Raw genomic sequence first — 17,257 nt, forward strand, 5'->3', positions numbered from 1 at the left:
TGACGCAATTGCTACGTACATTTCAGCCTTTGAATAATTTAGTAGCGATTTCTATTTATCAGTCTTAACGCTTAAATATCTATAATCCTACAGGAATAAGCGTTGGATATCGTTCCAAGTTACGACGATCATGAGTAACATTAATAATGCAAAGCCAACGAAGTGAAAGATCCCTTCTTTTTCAGGCGCAATTGGTTTGCCGCGAATCGCTTCAACTCCGACAAACAATAGTCTTCCTCCATCAAGTGCAGGAAGCGGAACGAGATTGACAATACCAAGATTAATACTTAATATTGCTGTCCATAAAAGGAAATTCATAAAACCAGTTTGTACAACTTGGTCTGTAGCATCATAGATACCGACCGGACCCGACAACATATCAATAGAAACCTGTCCAGTAATTAACATACCAAGATTCGTTAAAATTAATTTTGTTGTGTCATAGGTTTGGGTAAAACCATATTTGAGTGTACCAAGTACTGATTTTTCATAAGCTAGATTCACACCTAGTTGACCAATTGTTTCTTTCCCATCTACACCTTCCACTTCCAACTCTCTAGGAGTTACCGTTAGTGGAACTTGTTCGCCATTACGCTGGACAATAATATCTAATTCTTGACCGGGGTTGGCTCTGACAATTGTAGTAAACTCATCCCAGGTGGACACAGATGTATCGCCTATTTTCACCACTTCATCATTTTTTTGCAAACCTGCTGTTTCAGCCGGACTACCTTCTTCTATTTCTCCCATTTGTGCCTGATCAACAGGTGCCCCTTGTATAATACCAAGAATGAAAAAGATCACCATTGCCAAAATAAAGTTCATCATAGGCCCAGCGAACAACTGCATTGCTCGCTTTCCAACACTTTTAGAAGCAAACTGTCTGTCATATGGCGCGATTTGTGTCTCTCTTTCATCCATAACAAAGAATGCTTTTCGGTCTACTTCAAATTGTAGTTTTTCATCATGATCGTCTGGCTCATAACCTTCGATTACTAAACGATGATCCAAATCAGCATACTCAATCTCCACGACCCTAGCATTAGGATGCTTGGACTTATTATTCACAATAATGCGATTCACTTTGCCATCATCATTAAATTCAAGTCCAACATGGTAGCCTGGTTTTAATTCTATTATCTCAGGGTCTTCTCCTGCAACACGTACATATCCACCGATCGGTAATAGACGTATTGTATAAACTGTCTCATTGCGAGTAAACGCGAAAATCTTGGGTCCGAAGCCAATTGCAAATTCACGTGCTAACATGCCAGCACGTTTGGCGAAAATGAGGTGACCCCATTCATGTATAAACACGAGTAGTCCAAACATGAAAATAAATGCGATAACTGTGTTCAATAAAAACACCTTCCTTTAACCGATATCAGTATATGATGATCAGGAGATTGTCATTATTTCGTATTGGGTGACTTTTAAGTATACGATGACCGAGTCATAAATATTTCTATAATTATACAAAGCCTATGAAATGCAAGACAGGTAAAACAAACAACATACTGTCAAACCGGTCTAATATCCCGCCATGACCTGGTAGTATGTCCCCAGAATCCTTCACCCCATAATGTCGTTTAAATGCCGATTCTACAAGATCTCCAACTTGGCCAAAAATGGAGGCTAATACTGTCACTAGTACAACCACTAACATAGAATGCTGTTGAATTGGACTAAACAAATGGAATATGATGGCTACAACACATGCTAGTAACACACCACCAACTGCGCCTTCCACTGTCTTATTAGGACTAATCTTCGGCCAGAGTTTTTTCTTTCCAAATGCTCGTCCAAAAAAGTAAGCCCCTGTATCTGTTGCCCAAATAACAAGGAATACATATACAATTGTTGCAAGGCCATCCGTTGTATAATTTCTTGTTTCAATTAAGAACGAAAAGCCCATTCCTACATAAATCGTTGCAAGTAACACAAATCCTGCATGGTCAAAAGAAAACCTGTTCTTAACAAGAACAGTATAAGATAATAAGAGCAATACAACTAACATAATAACATCTGATTTAATGAATAGCGACTCGGGTATTGAAATAAATTCAAATCCATTTGCTGGAAGCATGAGCATCCAAAGTAATAAAATCCCTAACGCTGAAGATACAGAATACTTTCCAATCTCCCTCATGCGCATAAGCTCTATTAACCCAATTGTAGCCATTAAATAGACAAATAATTCAAAGGGTAACCCTCCAAATATGACAAATGGTACAAAGATAATTAGTGCTATAATTGCTGTCAGTATTCTTTGTTTCATAATACTTTAATCACCTAAATTCCTCCGTAGCGGCGCTTTCGCTGCTGATAATCATTTAATGCTTCTACAAAAACAGCTTCACTAAAGTCAGGCCACAATACATCAGTAAACCAAAACTCTGTATAAGCTAGTTGCCAGAGCAGGAAGTTACTCAATCGTTGCTCACCACTTGTACGTATTAATAAATCTGGGTCGCTTAATCCCTGCGTATATAGGTAATCAGAAAAGGCCTTTTCATCCAATGTATCAAGCGAAATTTTCGAGCAATCAATATCGGTCATGATTCGCTTAATGGCCTGCATGATTTCATACCTACTACCATAGTTTAATGCAAAATTTAATAATAATCCATCATTATTCTTTGTTTTATCTTTTGCATATTGAACTGCCTTTTTAGTATGAGCGGGCAACGCATCAAAATCACCAATTGTTTCGATTCGAACATTTTTTTCCATTAATTCTGGAAGGTAGATATGTAAGAATTCCTTGGGAAGTTTCATTAAAAAATCAATCTCAGATTTTGGTCTTTTCCAGTTCTCTGTAGAAAATGCATATAATGTAAGAACTTTTACGTTGTAGTTACTAGCAGCACGTACAACTTTCATAACAGCACTTACACCTTCTTTATGCCCGGCAATACGTGGTAGTGAACGTTTTTTTGCCCACCTGCCATTACCATCCATGATGATGGCAACATGGTTTGGGACATTTTCTATATCCTTTTGTTCTATTGGATCATCTATTTGTTTCGTTTTTAAAAATGGAAGTTTCATTGACATCTTATGTCCTCCGAATGCAGTTGATTATCCATACCCTCTCGCACACACTATATGTTTATGCTTGGATCAATACATTCTATTCAGTATAGGTGGTATGAATTATCATTATATCATTAAAAGCCATGAGAATTATATCGAAAAAAAGGAATACGTTATGTAATCTTTTCATTGAATCCTTTATCATAACTACTCTCATACATCTTTTTAGTTTTTTATCGTAATTTCTTTCTATTACTTTACTGGTAGTTCATTTACTGACCGGTAAACCTTCTTTCCACTATACCATGATTTATACAGATATGATACGAATGGTACCTTCTAGGTATGAACCTGCATATAGATGGAAGAAAAGAAAAGCCCCCTTATAAGAAGAGGGCTATTACAACTTATTGTACAGAAAAAGGTATGAATTAAACTTCCGTAATTTCTTTTTCTTTGTCTTTTGCAAGTTGATCAATACGAGCAATGTGCTGGTCTGTTTCCTTTTGTACATCATCTTGCGCAGCGCGCACATCATCTTCTGTTAAGTCATCTGACTTTTTCAGCTGATCATTGGCATCTCTACGAATATTACGAATTTGCACACGAGATTCTTCTGCATATTTTCCAACAACTTTAATTAGGTCTTTACGACGTTCTTCCGTAAGTGCAGGAATATTAATACGGATAACATTTCCATCACTAGACGGAGATAATCCTAAATCTGCTTTTTGGATTGCTTTTTCTACTTCTTGAATCGCTGATTTATCATATGGTGTAATAACAAGCAGCCTAGCTTCTGGAGCATTAACTGAAGCGAGTTGATTTAATGGAGTGGAAGCTCCATAATAATCCACATAAACATTATCCAAAATACCTGGATTAGCTCGCCCCGCACGAACAGTAGCCAAGCTCTTTGAAAAAGCCTGCACTGCTTGGGACATCTTATCCTTCATATCTTTCATAATTGATTCTGACATTATTATTTCCCCCTTATTGTTGTGCCAATGTTTTCACCTTGGACAACGCGTTTTATGTTACCTTCTTCCGTTATTGAGAAGACAATTAGTGGAATATCATTATCCATACAAAGAGTAGAAGCTGTTGAATCCATTACACCTAATCCTTCATTTAGCATTTCCATATAGGATAGCTGCTCATACTTCTCAGCGTTTTTATTGACTTTCGGATCATCAGTGTAAACACCGTCAACATTATTTTTGGCCATCAAAATTACTTCAGCTTCAATTTCTGCAGCTCGTAACGCGGCTGTTGTGTCTGTAGAGAAATACGGATTACCAGTACCTGCCGCGAAGATAACAACTCGCTTTTTCTCCAGGTGACGAATAGCTTTCCTTCTTATGTAAGGCTCTGCAACCTGACGCATTTCAATGGAAGTCTGAACTCTTGTTGGTATACCAATGTTTTCAAGTCCATCTTGCAATGCGAGTGAGTTCATGATTGTAGCAAGCATCCCCATGTAATCGGCATTTGCACGATCCATACCCATTTCACTTCCAACTTTTCCACGCCAGATGTTACCACCGCCAACAACGATCGCTATTTCTACATCTAATTCTGAGATTGCTTTCACCTGTTCAGCAACGGATTTTATAATCTTTGGCTCAATGCCATAACCCTGTTCACCACTTAAGGCTTCTCCGCTTAACTTTAGTACTATTCTTCGGTAACGAGCTGTTGTCATAATAACCTCCATGAATAAATAAGATTTTATAGGGTTTCCCTATGCAAAATTGGTCTTTGTTTGCTTTTTTGTTGTAGATAAAAACAACAGAAGCAAAAGAAGAGTAAAGTAATTTGGAGAAATAGGGAACAACGAGTGCTCCCTATGTGGTTTATTATTTTTTAATTTGGCTCATTACTTCATCAGCAAAGTTTTCTTCACGTTTTTCCATACCTTCTCCAACTTCATAACGGATGAATGTTTGAACAGTCGCACCTTTATCAGCTACAATTTTCTTAACTTTTTGGTCTGGATCTTTAACAAAACTTTGTTCTAAAAGACAAATTTCTTCAAAGAATTTCCCAAGACGACCTTCTACCATTTTCTCAACGATATTAGCAGGTTTTCCTTCATTCAATGCTTGTGTTTTTAATACTTCGCGCTCATGATTTACCTCATCTTCAGATACTGCGTCACGAGATACATAACGAGGGTTAACTGCTGCTACATGCATAGCTACATCTTTTGCAAGATCTTCGTCAGTTGTACCTTCAAGCAATGATAGTACACCAATACGTCCACCCATGTGAAGGTAAGAACCGAATGCATCATTATCTGTTTTTGTTAATACTGTGAAACGACGTAGAGAAATTTTTTCTCCGATTGTTGCAACAGTAGAGTTAATAAACGTCTCAACTGTATCCCCATTTCCATGGAGCTCTTGTTGAAGTGCTTCTTCTAGAGTTGTTGGCTTTTGGTTAACAATATGTTTACCAAGTTCTGACAATAAATTCTTAAACTGATCATTTTTTACTACGAAGTCTGTTTCACAGTTTACTTCTAAAAGAACAGCACTATTGCCTACAACTTCAATGTATGTAGACCCTTCAGCAGCAATACGATCTGCTTTTTTAGCAGCTTTCGAGATGCCTTTTTCACGAAGATAGTCTGCAGCTTTATTAATATCCCCATCTGTTTCTGTAAGTGCTTTTTTACAATCCATCATTCCTGCACCTGTTTTTTCACGTAGTTCTTTAACCATTTTTGCTGTTACTGCCATTGTAATTCCTCCTTGTTATAAGTCATTTCTAGGTTTTTCGCTGTAAAAAAGGGTGATAAAAGGCTCTTATCCTCTTATCACCCTCACCTTTTACTTGAATTTACTCTTGATTTGATTCAGTAGCAGTTACTGCTTCTTCTTCAGTCTGCACTTCTTCTGTTTCTTCGCCTTGTTTCACTTCCAAAATAGCATCTGCCATTTTAGATGTCAAAAGTTTTACTGCACGGATGGCATCATCGTTTGCAGGAATAACATAATCAATTTCATCTGGATCACAGTTTGTATCAACAATTCCGATAATCGGAATGTTCAATTTGTGTGCTTCCGCAATTGCAATGCGTTCTTTACGTGGATCGATAACGAACAATGCATCAGGCAATTTGTTCATTTCTTTAATTCCACCAAGGAATTTAACTAGACGATCTTTCTCTTTTAAAAGATCTACTACTTCTTTTTTAGGCAGTACTTCAAAAGTACCGTCTTCTTCCATACGCTCAATGTCTTTAAGACGGTTGATACGTTTACGGATAGTTTGGAAGTTAGTAAGTGTTCCACCTAACCAACGTTGGTTAACATAGAACATTCCAGAACGAGTTGCTTCGTCACGGACAGAATCCTGTGCTTGTTTTTTTGTACCAACGAAAAGTACTGTCCCGCCATTTGACGCGATTTCTTTCACGTAGTTATAAGCTTCATCAACCTTCTTAACTGTTTTTTGTAGGTCAATGATGTAGATGCCGTTACGCTCTGTAAAGATGTATTTTTTCATCTTTGGATTCCAACGGCGAGTCTGATGTCCAAAATGTACACCAGCTTCAAGTAATTGCTTCATAGAAATTGCTGACATAATATTTTCCTCCTAAGGTTTTATTCCTCCGTTCAGGTCATCTTTATATAGAGACTGTTATACAGCACCCACTATATAAATCACTAAACGTGCGTGTTATCGTACCTCGTTCAATTTTATGAACATAGTATTTACACCAAAAGTTAATATATCATACCATTTAATACTAAGCAAGTATTATTCTCCATTTTTTGCATGCAATTTTATCATTAGCTCAACTTCTGTCTTTCCACAGTCTAATTGCTTCGCGATTTCGGTATTGCTTTTTCCAGAATGATGTAATTGAAGAATTCTGCTTTGTAAAGATGCTTCAACATAATCTTCTTCCACAGGTGATGGTGGAGTGTACAATGTATCTTCTTGATCCGGCTGCGACGATGTAATAACTTCATCCTTTATTATTGAAGACGAATTCGCCTCATTTCTTTGAATAGTCTCCTGCAGCCTATCATTTTCTTCTTTTACTTCCTGAAGATACGTTTCTAATAAAGCGACCATGTCTTCTGTATGGGAATCGTGTTTAGGTTGAGACTTTTGTTTAAAAAGCTGAAATAGAATGGTAAGTGTCACAATATGTAATAAGAAACTAATAATTAGTAAAAAAGATTCCATAAAATTAAAATTCTCCCTACTATCCGTTGAAATCTATCCTCTGCCCTAGAAAAGGGTGAACTTCCTTTTCTAGAAGTTGTTGTTCCTTCTTTTCCTGACGATTTTGCAATTCATCGTTCGTATTATTTTCCTTCTTTATCTTTTCCGTATCCCCGAGCTTATTTACCTGTTTTCGTTTCATCACTTGCTGCTTTAACTGTATTCCAGCTAAGGACTCTTGAAAATGCTGGGGCTGCTTCATCTGTTGTTCCTGTAATTTGCCTACATCTTGGGTTCTCGGCAATGCCACTTGCATCTCTATCGAGCGCCAACTCATAACAACACTTCCCTTTTGTCGGGTGAATTCACTGAATCCGCTGAATAATGGATGTGTTATGAATCATTTTTAGTTAAACCAAATCCCTATATAATCCTAAAAACTTACTCTTAGATGCTTTCATCCATTTACTCACTGTAAATAGATTCGCCGTCGAAACCTCTAATTCCTTTTTTAAATAACTATTCATTTTCAGACATCTAGAGTGAGAGGGATTGCAGTCAATTAACAGCCTGTATTTTCTTAAGTGTACTTCTTAATTTCACAATAGACTTTTTGTGAATTTGCGAGATACGTGAAGTAGTTAAACCCAGCACTTGTCCGATTTCTGTTAAAGATAGTTCCTCATGATAAAACAAGCTAATGACCATTTGCTCATTGTAATTCAAACTACTAATTCCTTCTGTAAGTTCCTTTTTTAACTCGTTTGTTAAAACATTAACCTCTGGTAAAACGGTTGTTTCATCAGGTACAGCATAGCCAATTCCTTCTTTCAGCTCGCTTCTTCCATCTTTTGGTTTTTCTTCAATAGAAAGTACATTTGCAAATAAAGAATCATTCAATATAGTTTCCACTTCCTTCACTCCCAGTCCAGCCATTTCTGCAATTTCTTCAGTTGTCGGCATACGCTGAAGTGATTGTTCTAGGGAATGACTTAGTTGCTCCAGCTTCTTTGTTTTCTCGCGTAACGATCTTGGAAGCCAGTCTTCTCTTCTTAAACCATCCATGATTGCTCCCCTGATACGAAAAGATGCATATGTATCAAACTTTAGATCACGAGCCGGCTCAAACTTTTTAAGTGCATCATACAACCCAAGCAAACCAAAGCTCTTTACATCATCTTTATTAACACTGCTTGGCAAGTGACTGGAAATACGTTCAGTATGATAGTTTACAAGATACATATATATTTGGATAAGCTCATTTGCAGCATCATTATCTTTTTTATTTTGCCAATCATGCCACAATTTTTGTTCCTGAGAAGACTTGTTCACCGCCATCGTTAACTCCTCCCTCTAAATTAATAAACAAATTAGCTATCATTAAATCAGTTGTTCCTCTTTACTGGCTTTCTTAATTTTCAGCTTACTTGTGTCTGGGTTAAACTCTATTGTTCTCCCCACGTTACCGCCAATATCTGAAGCGATCACAGGTATACACATATCCTGTAAGATAGCTAAAACGGCTTCAGAATTTCTCGGGCCGATCCGCATGATATCGGAATTAGATGTAAAATGAAACATTTGAGCCCCACCAGCGAGCTTGGCCTTCAATGCATACTTCCTGGCCCCATCATCTATCAATTTATTAACTAAGACTGGTATGGCTGTATCTGCATACTTGAATACATTTATTTCAGCCTGTTTAGCTAAACTTGATTCTGGCAGAAGGATGTGTGATAGTCCTGCGATTCGCTTACCTTCATCATATATAACAACCCCTACGCACGATCCAAGTCCGGAAGTCCGTATAATTCCCGGTGCTCTAACTATATTTAAATCTGCTATTCCTACTTTCACAATCGTTTTAACATCAGTCATAGTCGGTAATCCCTAATGCCTGGAATAGCTTCGTTAGTGAAGCAGGGTCAGGTATAAGTAGGAAGTTTCCTCGTACACCTTTTTGCTCTTCCTGCTCATTAATTTTAGTATCAATTATAAGAGCATAATCCGAGACCTGAGACAACTCCAGTAACCCAACCGTCAAAATGGCCCCTGCCATATCAATGCTTAAATAGGGTACAGATGGCTGCATGTTTATATTAGTAAAATCAGATAGGGCAGATAAATAGGATCCTGTTAAAATGTTACCTGCTTCCTGAAGAGCAGAGATTGCAAATTCATTGGTGGAATCTCCAAATAGACTAACCTTATTTCCTGGTACAATTTCATTTACCAAGAATTCTGCCTCTTCGATAGATAATATAAAATATACTGTTCCTGGAGCTTCTCCTTGAATACGAAAAAAAACTGTAGCAATTAATTTATCTGGCCCTCCAATTAATTCCATTACTTCATCGAAACTAACCACTTTAACGGAAGGGACTTGCATATCAATCTTTTTATTTAGCAATTTCGCCATAGAAGTTGCAGCATTTCCTGCACCTATATTACCAATTTCCCGTAGCACATCTTTTTGTACATTGGTTAGATTTGTATAGTCCTGCATTTGTTAAGAACCTTCCACTCCATGTAATTCTTTAATGTTGTCTTCGGTCAAGACCTTTTCAAGATCAAGGAGAATAAACAATCGATCTTCCAGCTTAACAACACCTTCGATATAGTCTACGTCTACTGTTCCAATCACTTCTGGTGCAGGTTCAATTGCCTCCTCGGAGATATCCAATACATCATTGGCAGCATCCACAATTAGACCGACTTCCATGTTCTCCAAATTAATTATAATGATTCTAGTAGACTCATTGTAGTCTGTAGCTTCTAGGTTAAATCTAACGCGTAAATCGATAACCGGGGTCACTACTCCTCTCAGGTTTATCACACCCTTAACGAAGTCAGCGGTTTGAGGAACTCTTGTAATAGGAAGAACCCTTTCTATTGCTCCTACTTGCTGCACTGATACTGCATATTCTTCATCACATAATTGAAAAATGATGACTTTTCTATTGAGAGTAGTAATTGATTCCATACTTGACGCCTCCATAATTAATTATTTTTTAATGTTAATATAGTTACTTAAAACTGTTTTGTAATTATTTATAAAACTATTAATCAAGAGTTAGTTTTTTTAGCGTTTCAGCTACTTGATTTAGTGCAACAACGTGATTAACACAATTGGTTTTAACAGCAGCCTTTGGCATTCCGTATATAACTGCCGTCTTTTCTGATTCAGCTATGGTAATAGTTGAAGGGTCCTTCATTTTCAGCCCCTTTATTCCATTTGAACCATCGCTTCCCATTCCAGTTAAAATGACAGCAATTTTATTTGTTTGATTCAAGTCACTTGCAGATTCAAACAGCACATCAACAGATGGCCGATGCCCATTGACTGGAGGGTCTTGAGATAATTCCAATAGCATAGTTGTTCCATGCTTCTTTATTCGCATATGGTAATCGCCTGGTGCTATATATGCTGTACCATTCTCGAGAACTTCTCCTTGCACCGCCTCTTTAACATTGATTGGCGAAAGCGAATTCAGGCGCTGTGCTAGAGACTTGGTGAAACCTGGGGGCATATGCTGGACAATTAAAACTGGAGCCGGGAAATCAGCCGGTAGCCCTGGAATCACTTGTTGGAGAGCTCGTGGACCTCCAGTTGATGTGCCAATAGTCACGACTGTCCGACTATATTGTTGTAAACCATTTTGGACAGGCAGCTCAGTAGATAGAACATGGTCTTCTTCTGGACCTTCAATCATTGTCACACCGGACGCGGCAATTACTTTGTTTATAATTTCTTGTACTATTTGACCATTCTCCATCGTTAAATTGCTTGATGGCTTTGTTATAAAATCAACAGCCCCATTGGAAATAGCTTGTAGCGTTTTTTCTGCACCTTCTGCTGTGGCGCTAGACAACATTACAACCGGAACAGGGCATTCATGCATAATATGCTGAAGTGCTGTAATACCATCCATTACCGGCATATGTACATCAAGTGTAACAACGTCTGGTGATAATTTTTTTATTTTATTTATTCCATCCTCACCATTACGGGCTGTAGCAACCACTTGGATATGCTGGTCAGATTCCAACATATCCTTAATAATCTTTCGCATAAAAGCAGAATCATCAATTACCAGAACACGAATGAGATTCATCATAATCCGTTACCTCTCTGTCATAAGTTGTTTTAATTTTTGTAAGAAGTTCTTACGGCCAGATTGCTGAAAATCTTGCGGCATATCATCCGCATAATGATAGGCTAACTGTTTCATAGCCTTACTAACAGGAGCGTTTTCATTATATAATGTGTACGGTATCTGCCGAATAACGGCCTGCGTTACGTGCTTATCATCAGGCAAGATGCCAAGAGCGTCTATTTCTATTTGAAGAAAACGTATTACCACATCGCGAAAACGTTGTAAAGCACGCTTGCCTTCTTTCACACTGGGAGCTCTATTCATAATAACTTTTAAAGGCATGTCCGGATTGTTGGTTACAATGTGTTTTATCATACCATAAGCATCTGTAATTGACGTCGGTTCTGGAGTGGTAACAACAATACATTCATCAGAGGCCAAAATAAAAGACATCGTATCTTTAGTGGCACCAGCACCCATGTCGAAAATAATATAATCATATGATGAAACAAGCTTATAATACTGTTCAAAGAAATAATCTCTGCTGTTGGTATCAAGAGAAAATAACTCATTTAGTCCTGAACCACCTGCAATGTAGCCTAAACCAAGTGGGCCAGTCTCAATTATATCCTCTATGGCCTCATAGTTATGCAGGAGATTCACTATTGACTTTTGTGCCGGCATTCCCATTAAGATGTCTATATTTCCCATGCCGATATCCAAATCAAATAATAGCACCCGCTTGTTCTGACTAATTAATTCTAACGATAAATTGAGTGCTACATTTGATTTCCCTACGCCGCCTTTACCACTAATAATTGAAACGGTCTTCGCCTCTTTTATCTTCTGGGGAGGACTCTTTTGCTGTTTCAATCTTTCCCGCAGGTTTGCTGCTTGATCTTCAAGCATGTCGTAAACCTTCTATAATATAATCACAAATTAGGGAAGGTGTTAACCTGACTAGATCTTCAGGGACATCCTGACCATTTGTTGCGTAAGCAATCCCAGTATTTTTGCCAAGTGAAATGTTTAGAAGACTACCGTATTGTCTAGTCTCATCGGTTTTTGTAAAGATTACTTCTTTGACACCGATTGGAGAAAACTGATCATAAATGGTACTAATATCTTCTGATTTTGCAGTTAATGCTAGTACGAGATATGTATCCATGTTCCACTCCGGACGGGTAGACTCTTTTAACTGTTTTATATACTGCTCATCTCGAAAATTTCTCCCTGCTGTATCGACAAGGATGACATCATACTCTGCAAATTTTTCAAACGCTTGCTTAAAGTCTTCTGCTGTATAAGCAACCTCCATTGGAACTTCTAGTATCTTGGCATATGTTCTTAACTGATCTACAGCAGCTATACGATACGTATCAGATGTGATAAGTGCTACTCTTTTCTGTTCCTCTAACATACATTTCGCTGCTATTTTGGCAATTGTAGTTGTCTTACCAACACCAGTTGGTCCCACAAATTGCGCTATTTTTTTTGTTCCATCTAAACCATTATAAGAGAGAGCAGACAGTGCTGATCTTAATTCCTTAGCTAAAACATCCACTACATCTTGATAGTCGAGATCTTGGGAATCAAACTCCCCTACTGTCTCTAAAACCTTATCTACAAGCTGGTGTGCTAGGTGAGGATCAACTTCTTGTTTAAGAAGACCTTCATATACAAGGCGAAAATTCGCTGGGTAATTTTTAGTATTATCCGTTGTGTAATCAAGCATTTTCTTTAGCTGCTTTATTTCCTCAAGCACCTGATTATTAGAGTTGTTCCTCATTTTAACTTGGTTGCTCTCAGGCTTTATATTATCAAGATATTCATTTTTAGGTTTGGTGTTGCTTGCTCTAATAGGATCGGGATCATGGGCTGCCACTACTTCAATTCTGCTTTTTTTAAATAGACCCATAAAACCTTTGCTTTTAACTTCTTTGGAATTTAAGATGACAGCACCTGTACCTAATTCCTTTCTTACCTGTTTCATTGCTTCCGGCATAGTAGCCGCTGTGTATTTTTTTACCTTCATTGAATATTCACCACCCCTACACTTTGTACTTGCACTGTTGGTTCCAATTCGTTATAGGATAGTACTACAACCTGAGGAAGAAAGCGTTCAACAAGTTGTTTTAAATACATTCTTACTGCAGGTGAACAAAGTACGATCGCGGTCTCTTCCTGTAACGATAGTTTTTCTGTTTCACTGTGAAGGGACTTTATAATTTCTTGCTGCGAATCAGGATCCAGAGCTAAATAGTTCCCATGCTCTGTTTGCTGGATGCTTTCTGCAATAAGCTTCTCAACTTTCCCTGAAACTGTCAGTACATGCATGGAAGAATCACTTTCTGCATATTGTTTGGTAATTTGTGTCGATAAAGCTTGTCTTACATATTCACCTAGCAGTTCTGTATCATTTGTTAATTTGGAAAAGTCAGCCAGTGTTTCGAAAATTACGGGTAGGTTTCGTATGGAAATATTCTCTTTCAACAATTTAGCCAGCACTTTTTGAATTTCTCCAACAGATAAAGGCTCTGGTGTAACTTCTTCCACTAATATTGGATAGCTTTCTTTTAAATGATCGATTAATTGCTTTGTTTCCTGGCGCCCTAATAGCGTATGTGCGTTCTTTTTTATAACTTCGGTAATATGTGTGGAGACAACAGATGGTGGATCTACAACAGTATAACCAGATAATTCAGCTTCATCTTTCATTTCTTCATTTATCCATTTAGCAGGAAGGCCAAATGCAGGTTCCTTTGTATCAATACCATCAATATCGTCCTCTGCCATGTCGGGAGACATAGCAAGGTAATGATCAAGCAGTAATTCTCCTTCTGCCACTTCGTTTCCCTTGATTTTCAACTGGTATTCATTTGGATTAAGTTGAATGTTATCTCGTATACGTACAACCGGTATGACAATTCCTAGTTCTATCGCCAATTGTCTTCGTATCATAATTATTCTGTCCAACAGGTCCCCGCCCTGATTTGTATCTGCTAGGGGAATTAGAGCATAACCAAATTCAAATTCTATCGGATCCATATTGATTAGACTAACCACATTTTCTGATGTCTTCATGGCACTGCTTTCTGTCTGAACCTCTTCTTCCACTTCATCAACTTCTGGCTGTTCGGCTTGCTTCAGTAATAAGTAGCCACTAAGCGCTAGCACACCAGCAATAATAGTAGTAAGAAAGAAGTTAATTGGTGTTAAACCAAGTAAAAATATCGTTCCAGCTGCAATAAAAAGTAACTTGGGGTATTGCAGAAGCTGTCCCGTCACATCTGTTCCAAGGTTTCCTGTACCTGCCACACGCGTTACGACAATACCTGTCGCAGTTGCGATTAATAACGCAGGTATTTGACTAACGAGTCCATCCCCAACTGTCAGTCTCATATATGTATTAATTGCTTCTTCAAATGGCATACCCAGTTGTACCATGCCAATAACTAAGCCGAAAATAATGTTAATGAGAACGATTATAATACCAGCAATAGCATCCCCTTTTACGAACTTACTTGCTCCATCCATTGAACCATGGAAATCTGCTTCATTCTCTACTTTCTCCCGCCTGTCTTTTGCCTGTTGCTCAGATATCAGTCCGGCATTCAGATCGGCATCAATACTCATTTGCTTTCCTGGCATGGCATCAAGTGTAAACCTTGCTGCCACTTCCGAAACGCGTTCTGACCCTTTTGTTATAACTAAAAATTGAATGATAACTAGTATAATAAATACAACGAATCCTACTAGCGGATTATCGCCAATTACAAATGTACCAAACGTTTCTACGACGCCACCAGCTTCAGCCTCCGAAAGGATAGACCTGGTGGTAGAAACATTTAATCCTAAACGGAAAAGCGTTAAAAGCAGTAAGAGAGATGGAAATATAGAAAACTGCAATGCTTCCTGGGTGTTCATAGATACAAGTATAACGATTAATGCAAGGGTTATATTACTTAAAATGAGTATACTTAATAGCCATCCCGGTAATGGGATGACAAGCATTACAATAATTAATATAACACCTAAAAGAACGGATAAATCACGAGCTTTCATTATTGTCTCTCCTTATTGCTTAAGCTTTTTTCTCTAATTTATAAACATACGCCAGCACTTCAGCCACAGCCTGGAAAAAATCTTCTGGAATGATATCCCCAATCTCTGCAGCTTTGTATAAGGATCGTGCCAGAGGCTTGTTCTCAACGGTGGTTACCCCATTTGCCTTTGCAACTTCTTTTATCTTCAGGGCAATATCATCTGAACCCTTTGCAACAATATACGGGGCATCTGCCTTTGTCTCATCGTACCTAATGGCAATGGCAAAGTGTGTTGGATTGGTAATGACCACATCAGCATTGGGAACCTCGCTCATCATTCTTCTGGTTGCCATTTGCCGTTGTCTTTCTTTTATTTTCGATTTAATTAAAGGGTCACCCTCAATATTTTTATATTCATCCTTAACATCCTGTTTAGACATTTTCATATTTTTTTCAAAGTCGTAACGTTGGTAAGCATAGTCGAAAACAGCTAAAAAAAGTAGTGCTATCGTTGCCGAGATAGCCATAATAACCGTTACCCTACCAAAAAAGGCAAGTGCACCGTCAACCGATTTAAAAGACAACATCATCATGTCATCCTTATAAATCCAAATCACAAGAAATGTAATAGCACCAATAAAGACGATTTTAAGTAATGATTTCAACAATTCTACTAACGCTCGTATAGAGAAGATCCTTTTAGCCCCTTGGATAGGATCTATTTTTTTTAAGTCAAATTTAAGTGGCTCTGTAGTAAATAAGAACCCAATCTGCAAAAAATTAGCTGCTAACCCTGCTATTATCGCAATTAGCATGACTGGTGCTAGCATTTTAGTAGCTTCTATTGCAGCACCTGTGAAAACTTGATGAACCGTGTTTTCCGTAACATCCCATTGTACAAATTCAGAAAAGGTATGTTCAAAGAAATCCATTAAACTATTCTTTATCGAGTTCCCAAAAACAATGAGAATAATGAAAGTAAAAAGTAGCAATATCGCTGTATTAACGTCCTGGCTCTTCGCAACCTTTCCTTTTTTTCGTTCATCCTGACGCTTTTTCGGAGTCGCTTTTTCGGTTTTTTCACCTGCGAAAAATTGTAAATCAAGCTTAAGCAAGTTACGCACCCCCGAATAGCTGCATTAGTCCCTGCATGGTCTGAAACAGGTATGTAAATAAATTTTTCACAAGCACTATATAGAGGCTTAAAAATACGAATAATGTTAAAAAGCTAACTAAAATCTTTAATGGTAATCCGACAACAAATACATTGAGTTGTGGGACTGTTCTAGCAATGATTCCAAGTGCTACATCTACTAAGAATAAGCATCCGACAATCGGGATAGCGATTTGGAAAGCAATTAAAAACATTTTATTAAATGTTTCAATAACAAAATCAGCGATTGATTGATTTCCAAATGGTATATATGTATCAATTGGAATAAATGAATAGCTATTATAAATCCCATCGATTAATAAATGATGACCATCTACAGCTAATAAAAAAAGCAATGAAAAAATATAGAAATATTGACCAGTTAGTGGACTTTGAGCACCAGTTTGCGGATCTATAACGTTTGCTATAGCAAATCCCATTTGAAAATCTATAAATCCGCCTGCGATCTGAACTGCAGAGAGAATGATATAAGCAAGTAAACCAATTAACAGTCCGACCAAAGCTTCTTTAATTAAGAGCAATAAGTACATTTCATTAAATATAATATCTGTTGGCCCTATTGTATAAAACATAATAAATGCTAAAAAGAAACTAAAACCAATCTTAAATGGTGTCGGGATAGTTCCATAAGCAAACAATGGTAGTGTGACAAAAAAAGCTAACACTCTAACAAATACAAGAATAAAAACTGGCAAACTATTTATATTAATTAATTCAAGCAT

19 protein-coding genes are annotated in these 17,257 nt (G+C 37.6%); all 19 read right to left on the minus strand.

Annotated features, from left to right (window positions below):
• Positions 1–87: 87 nt before the first annotated feature.
• The gene (gene rseP / locus BN985_RS12265) at positions 88–1,359 is read right to left on the minus strand and encodes an RIP metalloprotease RseP (protein WP_042223741.1); all 1,272 of its coding nucleotides are present in this window, start codon (positions 1,357–1,359) and stop codon (positions 88–90) included.
• 112 nt (positions 1,360–1,471) lie between these two features.
• Positions 1,472–2,278 carry a phosphatidate cytidylyltransferase gene (locus BN985_RS12270; protein ID WP_042223742.1) on the minus strand — a complete coding sequence of 269 codons (807 nt, stop codon included), beginning with the start codon at positions 2,276–2,278 and terminating at the stop codon, positions 1,472–1,474.
• Positions 2,279–2,292: 14 nt separating this feature from the next.
• Positions 2,293–3,057, minus strand: coding sequence for an isoprenyl transferase (locus tag BN985_RS12275; RefSeq protein WP_042223743.1), 765 nt, complete (start codon positions 3,055–3,057; stop codon positions 2,293–2,295).
• 410 nt (positions 3,058–3,467) lie between these two features.
• Complete coding sequence (frr, locus tag BN985_RS12280) at positions 3,468–4,016, minus strand: ribosome recycling factor (RefSeq protein WP_042223744.1); 549 nt, start codon at positions 4,014–4,016, stop codon at positions 3,468–3,470.
• Between the two features lie 2 nt (positions 4,017–4,018).
• A complete protein-coding gene (gene pyrH, locus BN985_RS12285; protein ID WP_042223745.1) occupies positions 4,019–4,741 on the minus strand; it encodes a UMP kinase in 723 nt (240 codons plus the stop codon).
• 154 nt (positions 4,742–4,895) lie between these two features.
• Complete coding sequence (gene tsf, locus BN985_RS12290; protein WP_042223746.1) at positions 4,896–5,780, minus strand: translation elongation factor Ts; 885 nt, start codon at positions 5,778–5,780, stop codon at positions 4,896–4,898.
• A 100-nt stretch (positions 5,781–5,880) separates the two neighbouring features.
• On the minus strand, positions 5,881–6,627 hold the full coding sequence (rpsB, locus tag BN985_RS12295; RefSeq protein WP_042223747.1) for a 30S ribosomal protein S2: 747 nt from the start codon (positions 6,625–6,627) through the stop codon (positions 5,881–5,883).
• A gap of 177 nt (positions 6,628–6,804) precedes the next feature.
• Positions 6,805–7,239, minus strand: coding sequence for a DUF6115 domain-containing protein (locus BN985_RS12300; protein ID WP_042223748.1), 435 nt, complete (start codon positions 7,237–7,239; stop codon positions 6,805–6,807).
• Positions 7,240–7,258: 19 nt separating this feature from the next.
• Positions 7,259–7,555, minus strand: a complete 297-nt coding sequence (locus tag BN985_RS12305; protein WP_042223749.1) for a hypothetical protein — start codon at positions 7,553–7,555, stop codon at positions 7,259–7,261.
• Between the two features lie 221 nt (positions 7,556–7,776).
• Entirely contained in the window at positions 7,777–8,556 is a 780-nt protein-coding gene (locus BN985_RS12310) for a FliA/WhiG family RNA polymerase sigma factor (RefSeq protein ID WP_042223750.1), read from the minus strand.
• Positions 8,557–8,598: 42 nt separating this feature from the next.
• Positions 8,599–9,096 carry a chemotaxis protein CheD gene (locus BN985_RS12315; protein ID WP_042223751.1) on the minus strand — a complete coding sequence of 166 codons (498 nt, stop codon included), beginning with the start codon at positions 9,094–9,096 and terminating at the stop codon, positions 8,599–8,601.
• On the minus strand, positions 9,089–9,724 hold the full coding sequence (locus BN985_RS12320) for a chemotaxis protein CheC (RefSeq protein WP_042223752.1): 636 nt from the start codon (positions 9,722–9,724) through the stop codon (positions 9,089–9,091). Before BN985_RS12320 ends, BN985_RS12315 begins: the two co-directional genes overlap by 8 nt.
• Positions 9,725–9,727: 3 nt before the next feature.
• A complete protein-coding gene (locus BN985_RS12325) occupies positions 9,728–10,201 on the minus strand; it encodes a chemotaxis protein CheW (protein ID WP_042223753.1) in 474 nt (157 codons plus the stop codon).
• A 79-nt stretch (positions 10,202–10,280) separates the two neighbouring features.
• On the minus strand, positions 10,281–11,336 hold the full coding sequence (locus tag BN985_RS12330) for a protein-glutamate methylesterase/protein-glutamine glutaminase (RefSeq protein WP_332257490.1): 1,056 nt from the start codon (positions 11,334–11,336) through the stop codon (positions 10,281–10,283).
• Between the two features lie 6 nt (positions 11,337–11,342).
• Positions 11,343–12,224 carry a MinD/ParA family protein gene (locus BN985_RS12335; RefSeq protein ID WP_042223754.1) on the minus strand — a complete coding sequence of 294 codons (882 nt, stop codon included), beginning with the start codon at positions 12,222–12,224 and terminating at the stop codon, positions 11,343–11,345.
• Entirely contained in the window at positions 12,217–13,350 is a 1,134-nt protein-coding gene (flhF, locus tag BN985_RS12340; RefSeq protein WP_042223755.1) for a flagellar biosynthesis protein FlhF, read from the minus strand. Before flhF ends, BN985_RS12335 begins: the two co-directional genes overlap by 8 nt.
• Entirely contained in the window at positions 13,347–15,380 is a 2,034-nt protein-coding gene (gene flhA, locus BN985_RS12345) for a flagellar biosynthesis protein FlhA (RefSeq protein WP_042223756.1), read from the minus strand. Before flhA ends, flhF begins: the two co-directional genes overlap by 4 nt.
• A gap of 19 nt (positions 15,381–15,399) precedes the next feature.
• Positions 15,400–16,476: a flagellar biosynthesis protein FlhB gene (gene flhB, locus BN985_RS12350; protein WP_042223757.1), complete on the minus strand. Its 1,077-nt coding sequence runs from the start codon at positions 16,474–16,476 to the stop codon at positions 15,400–15,402.
• A 1-nt stretch (position 16,477) separates the two neighbouring features.
• Entirely contained in the window at positions 16,478–17,257 is a 780-nt protein-coding gene (gene fliR / locus BN985_RS12355; RefSeq protein WP_042223758.1) for a flagellar biosynthetic protein FliR, read from the minus strand.

Origin of the sequence: Oceanobacillus manasiensis, from assembly GCF_000724085.1 — a bacterium.
Taxonomy (GTDB): Bacteria; Bacillota; Bacilli; order Bacillales; family Amphibacillaceae; genus Oceanobacillus_B; species Oceanobacillus_B manasiensis.